10 protein-coding genes are annotated in these 13918 nt (G+C 67.5%); 3 read left to right on the top strand and 7 right to left on the bottom strand.

Translation table 11 applies throughout. The features are described 5' to 3' along the window. Positions 1-42: 42 nt before the first annotated feature. From xdhC to OKW29_RS30795, 5 genes are all read right to left on the bottom strand, one after another. A complete protein-coding gene (gene xdhC, locus OKW29_RS30815) occupies positions 43-1059 on the bottom strand; it encodes a xanthine dehydrogenase accessory protein XdhC (RefSeq protein WP_429293710.1) in 1017 nt (338 codons plus the stop codon). Further along, the gene (xdhB, locus tag OKW29_RS30810) at positions 1040-3529 is read right to left on the bottom strand and encodes a xanthine dehydrogenase molybdopterin binding subunit (RefSeq protein ID WP_429293709.1); all 2490 of its coding nucleotides are present in this window, start codon (positions 3527-3529) and stop codon (positions 1040-1042) included. Before xdhB ends, xdhC begins: the two co-directional genes overlap by 20 nt. After that, positions 3529-5067, bottom strand: a complete 1539-nt coding sequence (gene xdhA / locus OKW29_RS30805) for a xanthine dehydrogenase small subunit (RefSeq protein WP_429293708.1) — start codon at positions 5065-5067, stop codon at positions 3529-3531. Before xdhA ends, xdhB begins: the two co-directional genes overlap by 1 nt. A 385-nt stretch (positions 5068-5452) precedes the next feature. Next, the gene (locus OKW29_RS30800) at positions 5453-5962 is read right to left on the bottom strand and encodes a disulfide bond formation protein B (RefSeq protein ID WP_184070759.1); all 510 of its coding nucleotides are present in this window, start codon (positions 5960-5962) and stop codon (positions 5453-5455) included. A gap of 128 nt (positions 5963-6090) precedes the next feature. After that, positions 6091-7470 (bottom strand): amidase, encoded by a 1380-nt coding sequence (locus OKW29_RS30795; protein WP_429293707.1) that lies wholly within the window; start codon positions 7468-7470, stop codon positions 6091-6093. Positions 7471-7684: 214 nt separating this feature from the next. On the opposite strand from OKW29_RS30795, the gene OKW29_RS30790 reads away from it, so the two are divergent. The 3 genes from OKW29_RS30790 (at position 7685) to OKW29_RS30780 (ending at position 12078) form a co-directional block, all read left to right on the top strand. After that, positions 7685-9442 carry a cation:proton antiporter gene (locus OKW29_RS30790; RefSeq protein WP_429293706.1) on the top strand — a complete coding sequence of 586 codons (1758 nt, stop codon included), beginning with the start codon at positions 7685-7687 and terminating at the stop codon, positions 9440-9442. A gap of 128 nt (positions 9443-9570) precedes the next feature. Continuing rightward, positions 9571-11022, top strand: a complete 1452-nt coding sequence (locus tag OKW29_RS30785) for a gamma-glutamyl-gamma-aminobutyrate hydrolase family protein (RefSeq protein ID WP_429293705.1) — start codon at positions 9571-9573, stop codon at positions 11020-11022. A 342-nt stretch (positions 11023-11364) separates the two neighbouring features. Then, positions 11365-12078 (top strand): DUF2968 domain-containing protein, encoded by a 714-nt coding sequence (locus OKW29_RS30780; RefSeq protein ID WP_429293704.1) that lies wholly within the window; start codon positions 11365-11367, stop codon positions 12076-12078. Positions 12079-12087: 9 nt separating this feature from the next. On the opposite strand, the gene OKW29_RS30775 is transcribed toward OKW29_RS30780, so the two are convergent. Together OKW29_RS30775 and OKW29_RS30770 are read right to left on the bottom strand one after the other, a co-directional pair. Beyond that, positions 12088-13113, bottom strand: coding sequence for a hypothetical protein (locus OKW29_RS30775; RefSeq protein WP_429293703.1), 1026 nt, complete (start codon positions 13111-13113; stop codon positions 12088-12090). Positions 13114-13313: 200 nt separating this feature from the next. Next, positions 13314-13838, bottom strand: a complete 525-nt coding sequence (locus OKW29_RS30770; protein ID WP_018421404.1) for a GNAT family N-acetyltransferase — start codon at positions 13836-13838, stop codon at positions 13314-13316. Positions 13839-13918: the final 80 nt, after the last annotated feature.

Genomic DNA, 13918 nt, shown 5'->3' with positions numbered 1-13918 from the left:
TTTGGAATTGTGTGTTGGGTAACGAGCGGCGCAGGCCGCGTATCACACCGCCTGCGTCGGGTGGCGCGCACCCGCGTTCGCCTCGACGGCCTGCAACACCTGCGCGGCCGCCGAGATCGCGATGACCTCGGGCGACTTGTCGACGATGCCGTCGACGCCGAGCGGACACTTCATCCGCGTGATCCGCGCCGGATCGATGCCGCGAGCCGCGAGCCGATGCTCGAACTGCTTTCGCTTGGTATGCGAGCCGATCATGCCGAAGAACGCGAAGTCGCCGCGCCGCAGGATGCGTTCGGCCAGTTCGAGATCGCGCGCGTGGTTGTGCGTCATCACGACGAAGTACGTGTTCGGCGCGGCCTGATCGATCGCCTCGTCGGGTGCGTCGTTCGCGTCGATCGTCACGTTCGGCGCGTGCAGCGCATCGAGCGACGGAAACTGCGCGTCGCGCTCGTCGACCCAGCGCACCGTGCAAGGCAGTGTCGCCAGCACGCGCACGAGCGCCGCGCCGACGTGACCGGCGCCGAACAGCACGACGGCGAATTCGCCCGGCGCGATCGTTTCGGTCAGGAGCGCGCTGCTGTCGTCGAAACCGGCGCCGTCCCACAGCAGACAGTCGGCGCCGTCGATGCCGGGCTCGGGCTCGGACAGCATCACCGCATCCGGCGCGGGGCCGAATGATACGCTACGCACCGTCGATTGCCCCGCCGCGAGGCGCTTGGCGAGCGACGTGAGCCAGCCGAGATCGCCGACGTCGAGCCGCTCGAACGCGAGGATCACGGCGCCGCCGCAGCACTGGCCGAGGCTCGGCCCCAGCGCGAAGCGTTCGAGCCGGCGCATGTGCGGCGCGCGCATGCCGTCGCGCAGCACCTGGCGCGCGGTCTCGATCGCCTTCCATTCGAGGTGGCCGCCGCCAATCGTATGCCTGGCCGCCTCGCGCGTGACGATCATCTTCGTGCCGGCTTCGCGCGGCGCCGAACCTTCGACGCGCGCGACCGTCACCAGCACGGCGGCGTCGCCATGCGCGAGCAGATGTTGCAGGTCAGTGAGCCAGGCTTGCATCCGGCGATTCTCCGTGGGGGGCCGCGTCAGGTGTCGGCGCGGCGGGTGGCGTGTGGGGGACGGCGCTGTCGGGGTGCGCGGCGGGTTCGACCGGGTTTGCGTTCTGCGACGCGTCCGACGCGTTCAAAGCGTCCAGCGCATCGAGTATCGCCTCGGGCGTCGCCGGCGCGCGCAACGGCGGAGCATGTCGCGCGCCCGGCACTGCGGCCGCGATCGCGTCGCGAATCGCGAGAAACACCGAAAACGGCAGCAGCAACGGCGGCTCGCCGACCGCCTTCGAGCGGAACACGGTCGGCTCGGCGTTGCTGTTGTCGTAGAGCCGAACGTGGAACGCGGCGGGCGTGTCGCTGACCGCTGGAATCTTGTACGTCGACGGCGCGTGCGTCATCAGGCGGCCGTCGCGGCTCCACCATAGCTCTTCAGTGGTGAGCCAGCCCATGCCCTGAATGAAGGCGCCTTCGATCTGGCCGAGATCGATCGCCGGATTGATCGACTGGCCCGCGTCGTGCAGCACGTCCGCGCGCAGGAGCTTCCACTCGCCGGTCAGCGTATCGACGACGACCTCCGACACCGCCGCACCGTACGCGAAGTAATAGAACGGATGACCGGTCAGCGACTTCGCATCCCAATGCACTTTCGGCGTCGCGTAGAAGCCGTCCGACCACAACTGCACGCGCGCGAGATACGCGGCGTTGACGAGCTGTTCGAACGGCAGCGCGCCGCCGTTCACCGACACGCTGCCGCGCGCGAATTGCACGTCGTTCGCGTCGCCGCCGAGCTGGCGCACCGCGAGTTCCGCGAGCCGCGCGCGGATCGTCCGCGCGGCGGCTTCGGCGGCCATGCCGTTCAGGTCGCTGCCGGTCGAGGCCGCGGTGGCCGACGTGTTGGCGATCTTCGAGGTATCGGTCGCGGTCACCCGGACGCGCGATAACGGCAAGCCGAACTGATTCGCGACCACCTGCGCGACTTTCGTGTTGAGCCCCTGGCCCATCTCGGTGCCGCCGTGATTGACGAGCACGGAGCCGTCCTTGTACACGTGCACGAGCGCGCCGGCCTGATTCAGGAACGGCACGTTGAACGAGATGCCGAACTTGACCGGCGAAAACGCGAGGCCGCGTTTGAGCACGGGACTCTTCGCATTGAATTCGGCGAGTGCCGCGCGACGCGCGCGGTAGTCACTCGAATCTAGCAGCGCGTCGGTCAGCGGCGCGATGATGTTGTCTTCGACGCGTTGTCCGTACGGCGTCGTATCGCGTTCGCCGACGCCGTAGTAATTCGCGAGCCGCACGTCGAGCGGATCGAGCCGCAGCTCGCGCGCGATGCCGTCGAGCAGCACCTCCATCACGAGCGCGCCTTGTGGTCCGCCGAAGCCGCGAAACGCGGTGTTCGACTGCGTATTGGTCTTGCAGCACAGCGCGACGATATCGACGTCGGACAGGTAGTACGCGTTGTCGAAGTGGCACACCGCGCGCGTCGCGACCGCGCCGGACAGATCCGCGGAGTAGCCGGCGCGCAATGCGATTTCGACGCGCACGCCAAGCAGGCGGCCTTGCTCGTCAAAGCCCGCTTCGTACTCGTAGACTGCATCGTGGCGCTTGCCGGTGATCAGAAAGTCGTCGTCGCGATCGGCGCGCAGCTTGACCGGGCGACGCAGGCGTTGCGCCGCAAGCGCGGCCACGCACGCGAACAGCGCCGATTGCGATTCTTTGCCGCCGAAGCCGCCGCCCATGCGCCGGCATTCGCAGACGACGTTATGCGCGGGCCAGTCGAGCATGTGCGCGACGACCTGCTGCATCTCGCTCGGATGCTGCGTCGAGCTGTAGACGAGCATGCCGTCCATTTCCTTCGGCACCGCATAGGCGATCTGGCCTTCGAGATAGAACTGCTCCTGGCCGCCGACCTCGAACCTGCCGGCCAGTCGATGCGGCGCGGCGGCGATCTTCGCGTCGGGGTCGCCGCGCCGCAGATGCAGTGGCGGCAGCACGAACTGCTTCGCGGCTTTCGCTTCGGCGGCGGTGAGGATCGCGTCGAGCGGCTCGTAGCGGATCACGTCGTCGCTTTTCGCGAGCGCGGCGGCGCGACGTGCGAGTTCGTGGCTCTCGGCGATCACCGCGAAGACCGGCTGGCCGAGATAGAGCACTTCGCCGTCGGCGAGGATCGGATCGTCGTGCAGCACCGGGCCGCAATTGTTTTCGCCGGGGATATCGTCGGCACTCAGCACCGCGATCACGCCGGGCGCGTTTCTCACCGCGTCGAGATCCATCGACACGATGCGCGCATGCGCATGGCGCGACAGGCCGAGCGCCGCGTGCAGCGTGCCGTGCAGCTCGGCGATGTCGTCCGTGTAGGTCGCTTCGCCGCTCACGTGCAGCGCGGCGGATTCGTGCGGCAGCGGTACGCCGATCGACGCGTCCTCGCGTTGATCGGCACGCGCGCCCGCGGGTTCGATAAAGGCATCGGTCCGGTTCATCACGGCGACTCCTTCACGACGGCTGCGTTGGCCTCGAACGCGAACGCGTTCACGTCGCAGAGCGCGAGCGGCGCGTCGTCGCGCGTTTCGAGGTAGAAGCGCCACAGCAGATTGCGCGCGACCCTCAGCCGATACGCGCTCGACGCGCGCATGTCGGTGAGCGGCTGGTAGTCGGCGGCGAGCGCGTCCATCGCGCGACGGGCCGTCGGTTCGTTCCACGCCGCGCCGTTGAGCGCGGCTTCGGCATGCGCGGCCCGCTTCGGCGTCGCCGCCATGCCGCCAAACGCGACCCGCGCCGCGCGGATCGTGCCATCTTCCGCGACGTGCAGCGCAAACGCTGCGCACACCGCCGAGATGTCCTGGTCGTAACGCTTCGCCACCTTGTAGGTGCGAAACCGCAGCGCGCCGGCCGGGCGAGGCACGCGCAGCGCGCTGACGAATTCGCCTTCCGCGAGCGCGGTCTTCTGATAGCCGAGGTAGAACGCGTCGAGCGGCACGGTGCGGGTCGTGCGATCGCGGCGCAACTCGACGTCGGCGCCGAGCGCGAGCAGTGCCGGCATCGAATCGCCGATCGGCGAGCCGTTCGCGACGTTGCCGCCGAGCGTGCCCGCATTGCGGATCGGCAGCGATGCGAAGCGCGTCCATAGTTCGGCGAGTTCGGGGTAGTCGGCGGTGAGCGCCGCGTACGCGTCCTCGAGCGTGACCGCCGCACCGATGGTCAGCGTTTGCGCGTCGCGCGCGATCGTCTTCAGTTCCGCGACGTTGCCGGTGTACAGCAGATCGCCGAGATCCCGGAACTGCTTGGTGACCCACAAGCCGACGTCGGTGCTGCCCGCGACGATGCGCGCGTCCGGGTGCTGCGCGCGCAGCGTCGCGAACGCGTCGAGCGTGAGCGGGGCGTGGAAGGTGGGCGAGCCGAAGGCGCCGCCGCGGGTGCCTGGCGCGCTGTATTCGAACGTGTCTTTGCGTTGCAGCGTGCGCAGCGTGGCCGCGATCGCGTCGCGATCGAGCGCGACGCGCGGATGCTGCGCGTAGTCGAACATCTTCTGCGCGGCGTCGATGATCGGCCGGTAGCCCGTGCAGCGGCACAGATTGCCGGACAGCGCGGTGTCGATTTCATGGCGGGTCGGCAGGCCGGCGCTGACGGGCTGGTTCTCGTAGAGCGCCCACATCGACATGACGAAGCCGGGTGTGCAGAAGCCGCATTGCGAACCGTGGCAGTCGACCAACGCCTGCTGCACCGGATGCAGCGCGCCGTTCGCGGCGCGCAGGTCTTCGACGGTGAAGAGGGCGCGGCCGTCGAGTGTCGGCAGGAACTGGATGCAGGCGTTGACCGCCTTCAACGTGAGGTCGCCGCGCGCATCGAGTTCGCCGATCACGACTGTGCATGCGCCGCAGTCGCCTTCCGCGCAGCCTTCCTTGGTGCCGGTGCAGCGCAAGTCCTCGCGCAGGTGCTGCAGCACGGTGCGCGTCGCCGGCACGCCCGCGACCTCGCGGACGGACCCCTGGTGGTAGAAGCGGATGGTTTGCGTTGTCATGGCGAATCGGAAGACAGTGCGGACCGGGCGCGCGTTACGCATGGGGTCGCAAAAAGCCGGCCTCGCGCACGTAGATCGCCATCCATACCCGAAGATAGCACTACCCCGGCCCGAAAATATTTCCCGTGTCGCATGAAGCTCATGCGGCGGCGGTCATGATCCGGGTACGATTCGCGCCGAGGCGAGAAGTTGCGTGCGCGGAGCGGGGACCGACAGGAACGGCGCGCGATCGCGGAACGTCGCGCAGAAAAAACGCCGGACTTCGGTGCCCGGCATGGGCAACACGAAGTCCGGCGTCATTGGCGATGCGAATCGGCAAGCGTCCTGGCGGCGAGTTCGGCGCTTCAGGCGGCGTTCGAAGCTCGCTCGGCCAGGTTGACCGCCGTCAGGACACCCGATGGCGATTGCGCACCAGGCTCAGCACCAGCGCGACGAACGCGACGATAAACGCGACGCCCGACCACATCGGCAGCGTCAGCCCGAGAATCGGCGGATAGGCGGTTTCGCACAGGCCCGCGACCTTGAACACGCTCGGCAGCCAGTGCGCGGGGGGCAGGCTGTCGACCACCGGCTGCAGTGCGTCGAAGCCGCAGCTGAAGCCAGGATTCGCCTGGATGTACACATGGCGCGCCGCGGTCGCGATGCCGGCGAGCGCCGACAGCGCCGCCATCACTTCGAGCAGGCGCACGCCGCGCCAGTGCCTGAAGCGCGCGCCGAGGAACGCGAAGATCGCGATCAGCAGGAAGAAATAGCGCTGGATGATGCACAGCGGGCACGGGTCTTCGCGCAGGCCGAACTGCAGATACAACGCACCGCCCACGAGGGCGAGGCAGATCAGGCCGAGCAGAACCAGCAGGGTGCGCTCGCGGCGCAGCATTGCGGAGTCGTTAGTCATGGATCTTCGATTGCTCTGGAGACGAAAGGGCGGGTGCCCGCGATTCTAGCGCGAACCCCGGCCGCGCCACTGATTGCCTGAACATTGGCGCGGCGGCGACCGCGCCGGGCGGCCAACCCCGGCGCGCTTTACCGGATCGCTTTCAGCACTGCCTCGGCCGCGCGGCCGATCGCGAGCAGCGCGTCGTCGGCGTGCGGTGCGCCCGCCAGCATCAGGCCGACCGGCGCGTCGCCGCGCAGATGGCACGGCAGCGACAGCGCGCAGCTATCGAGGAAGTTGAACGCGCTCGGATTGCGCAGGATCAGCGCATTGGTGCGGCCGAACGCGTCGTCGTCGTTGAGCAGGTCGGCGAGGCGCGGCGGCACGACCGGCACGGTCGGCGCGACGACCGCGTCGAAACGCTGCCACAGCGTGCGCGCGGCTTCGTCGAGCATCGCGTTGCGCTCGGCGACGAGGTCCAGATAATCGACCGCGCTGGCCGGCTGCCCCTTCATGATGCGCACGAGCACGCGCGGATCGTACTGCTCGCGATGCTTGTCGAGCAGCGGACGATGCCACGCATACGCCTCGATCGACGAAAAGCCGAAGCGGTTGATCTCCGGCAGCCGGTCGAGCGGCGCGAAGCGCACCTCGCTGACGATCGCGCCGGCCGCCTCCAGATGCTTGAGCGCGGTATCGATCGCGCGCGCGACTTCGGGCTCGACGCCGTCGGTCACGAAATTGGTCAGCACGCCGAGGCGCACGCCTTCGAGCGGCCGCGCGGCCGGGATGCGCGGCTCGAGCCCGGCGAGCATCCGGTCGACCAGCGCGCAGCATGCGACCGACACGCCGATCGGCCCGAACGAATCGAGCGTCGACGACAGCGGCACGCCGCCCTGCTTCGGGATGCGCGCGGCGGTCGGCTTGAAGCCGGTCAGCCCGCACAAGGCGGCCGGGATGCGGATCGAGCCGCCGGTGTCGGTGCCGAGCGCGACCGCGGCCATGCCGTCGGCGACCGATGCGGCCGCGCCCGACGACGAGCCGCCCGAAATCCGCTCGTCGCCCTTCACGCCGCGCCGATACGGCGACAGCGGATGGCCGTAGTGCGGATTCAGGCCGAGTCCGGAAAACGCGAACTCGCTCATGTTGGTCCGCCCGACGATCACGGCGCCGGCCCGCTTCAGACGCGCGACCGCGACCGCGTCGGCCTTCGCGGCGGGCGCGTCGGCGAGCACGACGGAGCCCGCGCGGGTCGGCTGGTCTTCGATGTCGAACAGGTCCTTGACCGACACCGGAATCCCGGCGAGCGGCGACAGCACGGTGCCGGCCGCGCGCAGGCGGTCGTGCGCGTCGGCGGCGGCGCGCGCGGCGTCGGTGTCGACGTGCATGAAGACGGCGGCGCCCTGGCCAGCCGGATCGGCGATCCGGTCCAGCGCGGTTTCGACGAGCGCGCGGCTCGTCGTGCGGCCGGCGGCGAGATCGGCGGCAAGCTGGGCAAGCGGCGGGAAAGGGGCGAATTCAGTGGCCATGATGTCGGTAGAAATCCGGTTGAGCGCAGCGCGGGCGCATGAGCGAAGCAGTGCGGAGCCAAAGGGAAAGGTCCGTCCGCATTGTAGAGCAAGGTTTTGCGGCCGAGCGGCCTGCTACTGGCGGCGCGACGTGGCACGCGAATTCGCCAGAAAGCTGGTCGGTTCGTTTGCTACACTGCGCTTTTCGAGATTACCGTTTGTAAGAAAAGCGCTCATGCACCATGGCATCGGCTTCATCCAGGATCTGGCCGTCGTGATGGCGCTGGCCGGCGTCGTCACCGTGCTGTTCCATCGCCTGAAGCAGCCGGTGGTGCTCGGCTATATCGCGGCCGGCGTGATCATCGGACCGTACACGCCGCCGTTCCAATTGATCCACGACGAACAGACGATCCAGACGCTCGGCGAGCTGGGCGTCGTGTTCCTGATGTTTTCGCTGGGCCTCGAATTCAGCCTGCGCAAGCTGTTCGAGGTCGGCGCGACGGCGATCGTCGCCGCGCTGTCGGAAATCGTGCTGATGCTGTGGATCGGCTACGAGATCGGCAGCGCGTTCGGCTGGACTCCGATGGACTCGCTGTTCCTCGGCGCGATCCTCGCGATCTCGTCGACGACGATCATCGTGAAGGCGCTGTCCGATCTCGGACTCAAACGCGAAAGCTTCGCGCAGCTCGTGTTCGGCATTCTGATCGTCGAGGACATTCTCGGTATCGCGATGCTCGTGCTGCTGACCGGCATCGCGCAGACCGGGCAGCTGTCGGCCGGGCTCGCGGCCGTCACGCTCGGCAAGCTGCTGCTGTTCATGACGGTGTCGCTGCTGGTCGGCGTGCTGCTCGTGCCGCGCGCGCTGAACTACGTCGCGCGCACGGGCAGCGACGAGATGATGCTCGTGTCCGTGCTCGGCTTCTGCTTCGGCTTCTGTCTGCTGGTCGTCAAGCTCGATTACAGCATCGCGCTCGGCGCGTTCCTGATCGGCGCGATCATGGCCGAGTCGCGTCATCTGCGTCGGATCGAGCATCTGATCGCGCCGCTGCGCGACGCGTTTTCCGCGATCTTCTTCGTGACGATCGGACTGATGCTGAACCCGGCCGTGATGCTCGACTACGGGTGGCCGATCGCCGTGATCACGCTCGCGGTGATCGTCGGCAAGATCGTGTCGTGCGGGCTCGGCACGTTTCTGTCGGGGCAGGACGCGCGCACCTCGATGCGCGTCGGCATGACCGTGTCGCAGATCGGCGAGTTCTCGTTCATCATCGCGACGCTCGGTCTGACGTTGAAGGTGACGAGCGGGTTTCTGTATCCGATCGCGGTCGCCGTGTCGGCATTGACGACGCTGACGACGCCATATCTGATCCGCGTTGCCGATCCGCTCACGCGCCGCATTGGGCAGGCGATGCCCGCCACGTTGTCCAACGTGTTCGGCATGTACGGGCAATGGCTGCGCAGTTTGATCACGGCGCGCGGCGAGCCGACGCTCGTCAGCATGACGCGGCGGATCGTATTGCAGATCGCGGTGAATCTCGCGCTCGTCGCGGCTATTTTCCTGGCCGTGTCGTATAGCGCGCCGCATAGCGGCCGGCTGCTCGCGCACTGGCTCGACGACGAGCCGCTGCAACGCGTCGTGCAGTGGAGCGTCGCGCTCGTCGTTTCGCTGCCGTTTCTCGTGGCCGTGTATCGCAAGACCAAGTCGCTCGCGCTGCTGCTCGCCGAAGTCAGCGTGCAGGCGACCACGGCGGGACGCTTCACGAGCGCGCTGCGTCACGCGATCGCCGATCTCGTGCCGATCGTGTCGATGATCGGCGTGTTTCTGCTGGTGGCGGCGCTGTCGGGCAGCATCCTGCCGCCGACTGGCCTGCTCGTCGCGGTGCTCGTGTGCGCCGCGCTGCTGCTCGCGCTCGTGTGGCGCTGGTGCGTGAAGATTCATGCGTCGATGCAGATCGCGTTGCGGGAAACCTTCGAAGAGCGGCCGGATCCTTGACTTAGCGGGGTCGGTGTAACGCTTCGCAACAATGTGAGCAATTGTGTGCGGGTTTGCGGGGCCTGCAGCACTGACGGATAATCAGGGCATATTCATCCGTTCGCGTGTAAGGCGCCTGTCCGACAGTCATGAGCGAAAACAAACCCGAAAACGCCGGCACGACTGGCAGTCCGCAGCCGGCCTCCCCCGCGCCGAGCAGCGCACCGGCCGAACCGGCCGCCTCGCTTCCTCCGTCGCATGAAGATGCCACCCAGTCGGCCGCCAAAGACACGAGCCCGGCGGCCGAGGAGGCGACCGCGAGGTCGTCGACCGACGATCCGCTCAGCGCATCGGCACTAACGCCCGAAGATCCGCGCACGGCGCGGCTGCGCGACGCGGCCGAGGCGCGCAGCGCCGCCGCCGAATCGACCGCGCGGCAGGAAGCCAAGGTGCACGAGCGCGAAGCGCGGCGCGCTGGTCCGTACGCCGGCCGCGCGACCATGGTGAAACCCGAGCCAGTCGTCAAACCGACGGCGGCCGCCGGCGAGCCGCACGCGGGCGGCATTAGCGCCGCGGACCTCGCCACCGACGACGAAATCGCCACCGAGGCAGCCGCCGCACCCGCGGCGCGTGCGCCCGGCTCGCCGCCGCCCGGTTTCGGCGCGGCACCCGATTTCAGCGCCACGCACCCGCCGCCACCCAACGCGCTGCCGCCGTCGCCACCGCGTTATCTGAAGCAGAGCGACTCCGCGTGGAGCGTGTTCGGCCGGATCATCGCGGCGCGCGCGCGGCAGCTGTTCGATCGCGCGGGGCAGCGGATCACGCAGCGCACGCTGCGCATCGGCGTGTCGGCGCGCATCTTCCACCCGGAACCGGGCGCGAAGGGCTTGCGCGGCAAGACACTGCAGTATCTGGAGGAATCGGTCGCGCACTGGGTGATGTCGCGCGACGTGCTGGTGTTCATGATCCCGACCGTTGGTCATCAGGGCATGCTGCACCCGAGCAACATCCGTCTGCGCGACTATGCGAAGCATCTCGATGGCCTGCTGCTGCAAGGCGGCGCCGACGTGTCGCCGCAGACGTATGCGGAATCGGCGACCAGCCACGAATGGCCCGGTGACCGCGTGCGCGACATGTACGAGCTCGAGCTGCTGCACGAGTTCGTCGAATCGGGCAAGCCGGTGCTCGGCGTGTGCCGCGGCTGTCAGCTGATCAATGTCGCGTTCGGCGGCACGCTATATCAGGACATCGCGACCGAAGTGCCCACCGCGAACGCCCACGTCAACGAAAACTACGATCAGCACCGGCACGGCGTGCATTTTCCGGATGGCTCGACGCTGCTGAACATGTTCCCCGGACGGCGCGACGCGATCGTCAACTCGATCCACCATCAGGCGGTAAAGACGCTGGGCCGCGATCTGAATATCGAGGCGGTGTCGGCGTCGGACGGCATCATCGAGGCCGTGCGCTACCGGCGCGCGCCGTTCGTGATGGGCGTGCAGTGGCACCCGGAGTTTCATCGCGCGGGCGGACCGGAGCTGCTCGATTGCACGCCGTTGCTCGATACGTTCCTGCGGGTCGCGCGGGAGACGCGGTTTTAAGCATGGCGGGTTTGCGTTGGTGCGGCGTGCGCGGTCGAGGTTGAGTCCGCGGCGTGGTTGCGCATCGGTCCCGCGCTTTCGCTGTTTTCCGCAGCCCGACGGAGCCATTCCATTCTGACGCACTGCCACGTTATGTGGCAGTGCGTTTTCTTCTCTCGAAATAATCAGGAGTGCGAGCTGGGTGGCGTCTTTATTTTGCGACTGTGATTTTGGATGGAGTGGTTCGCTGCGCCAACCGTCTATCTCGATTTCGAGCGTGTCCATACAGTGCCCACGAGCTTCGCGTCGCGATAAATCCGCGCGATAATCCAACGTCATTCTGGATCGGCGTGGAGCAGGCATATGAAGTACTCCTTGGTTATCCGGCGCGCTATGTTGCTCGCCGGTGTCTATGCGTTGTGGCATGCGGGTGTTGCGGTGGCACAGCAGGACAGCGTGAGCGCGCCGCTGGCGGGCACGCGGCCGGCTCCAGGGGAGTTGGCGCCGCGAGAGGCTGGCCCCCAGTCCGTCGCTGAGCCCGAGGTGTCCGCGAATACGCCCGCCGCCGCGCGCGGCGACGTCGCCGATTTGATCCAGTTGATCCACGACGCGAACCTCAGCGAACTGCGCACGACCTACAACGGCAGCTACGGTGCGAGCCTGTTCTTCCATCCGCCGCGGATGACGTACTACGTCGCGTTGTTTCAGAACAAGCATTTCTGGCGCGTGATCAGGAGCGATTCGGCAGAGCGCGCGGAAGCGGTCTACGCCGGTTTCGCGCAGCAGACGCAGCAACTCGCGGACGTCGAGATTCATCGCACGCGGTTGCAGGCGCAGAATGCGTATCTGCAGGGCAGCATCGCGATATCGCAGCAGCAGGCGCAACGGCTGCAGACCGATCTCGACGTCGCCCGCACGCAGCAGGCGAAGGTCGACGACCGGCAGCGGCAGACGCGCGACGAGGCGCTCGCGCTGCGCGCGGAGCGCGACAACGCGCAGGCGCAATTGCGTCAGCTTCAGAGCGCGGTCACGCGCTTGCAGCAGCAGATGGAAGCGGGCTTGCCTGCGTCGAAGTAACGGCGGCGCTCATTGCGCGAATTGTTCCGGGATTTCGGTGACGCGACGCTGCGATATGTGGTTCATCCACTCGGTGCTATTTACCGGCAGATTGTTCGACACGGTGGAGCGCGGCAGCGGCGCGACGTCGCGCAAAGACATCATGGCGAACGTCGTTACATCAGCGTATCCGTCTTCGCCGAACCGGGTACGAACGCGCGCTTCATGCGATGGGTCATTCGCGGCATGGCGATTTACCGGAAGCGGACGCGTTTGCACGCGAAGCGCACGACGCGGAGGCGACGAGCGAATCGCGTCACGCGGGGTGGGCGCATGTCGCGTGGCGGTGCCCTGAGGCAAAGCCACGATGCGCGCGGGTGCGGCGGCGGTCACGTCGACAGGTAATGGCGGAGGCACAGGAGCCGCTGTGACGGCCTCCGCAATCACCGGTGCCTCGGGACTCGCAACCAGATGCTGCGCACGACGCTTTTCTACCGGCGCCGGCGCATCGCGACGGGGCATCAGAGCTTGCGCCGATTTCAGCATGTCGGAGGCCATATGCCGCGGCGCCAGAGGCTGATCGACGATCCACCACGCCAGCACCGCGACGCAGCCGATTACGCCGGCACTCGCCGCGACCGTTCGCCGATGCCGCACAGTGCGTCGCTGCGCGATTCGCGGCGAGCGGGCCTTGAGCGGGATTCGCATTGGACCCTGAGGCACCTTCCGTTGCATAGCGGGATGCGCCGCCGTCGCGGTATGCGACGGTTCCCCGGCAGGCTGCGTGGCGTTCGCGACGGGCGTCTCTGCCGGCCGCTTCATGTCGGTCAGCACGCCGTCGATCGACACCCACTGCCCATACGACAGCAACTGCTGATCTCTGATGCACACCGTGCGCAGCAGCGCGGCATACAGCGAATCGAGCCCGGTTCGCCAGCGCTGAGCGCCGGACAGCAACGTCCAGTCGCGGCCGAACGGTTCGGGCAGGTGGTCGAGCGCACGGAGAGGGGGAAGCGCAAATGCGCCTTCGATCAGGATGAGCGGCGTGCTGGTCATCGGTTTCTTCCGGTGTCTCGGACAGGCTCACCGGTGCGGCAGTGACGGAATTTGTAGGGGGCCGATGAAGCCATCGGCAACAGAAAATCATGCCTTGAAACTACGTCGTCCACCGTTCAGATGACTCCGAAAACAGGAACACCGCCGGCGCGCGCCGTCCCCGCGACGCCACGCGCTTCACGCACACTCAACCACGGCGTTCAAGCCTTCAACCGGTACACGTAGCGCAACGCGGTGATATCCACGCCGCCCATCTGATCGGGCTCCGCGCCGACCAACTGCCAGCCGTGTCGCTCGTAAAAGCCGATCGCCGCCGTATTGCCCTCGAGCACATACAGATACAGCTGTGCCTCGCCTTGCGCGCGCGTCCAGTCTACGGCTGCGTGCATCAGTGTTTTGCCGACGCCGATGCCCTGATAACCGGGCAGCGCATGCAGGTTGTCGAGCAGCACGCCCCACGCGGACTCGGGCTGGCGCTCGACACACACGAAGCCGGCCGGCTCGCCGGCCAGCTCGGCGATCAGCACGATGCGGCGCTCGCCGCCCGGCGCGCCGAGACGTGCTTCCCAATAGGCGGCGCGTTCGCGCGTGACTTCGCCGTCGAGGAACGCGTCGGGCAACAGACCGCGATAGGTCGCCTGCCAACTGGCGCTGTGGATCGACGCAATCAGCGCGGCGTCCTCGAGCGTGGCGGGGCGCAGGGAAAGAGCAGGGGTGGTTCGCATCGGCGTAATCGACTGAATGGCCTCGCGCGGACAGTCTACCGCCGCCCGCGGGTGTCGCGCGTAAGCAAACTGTATGCGTT

The sequence above is a fragment of the Paraburkholderia sp. CI3 genome, from assembly GCF_050436505.1.
Taxonomy (GTDB): domain Bacteria; phylum Pseudomonadota; class Gammaproteobacteria; order Burkholderiales; family Burkholderiaceae; genus Paraburkholderia; species Paraburkholderia tuberum.
The sequence above is the reverse complement of the archived record's forward strand: the minus strand, read 5'-3'. Positions and strand labels throughout refer to the sequence as shown.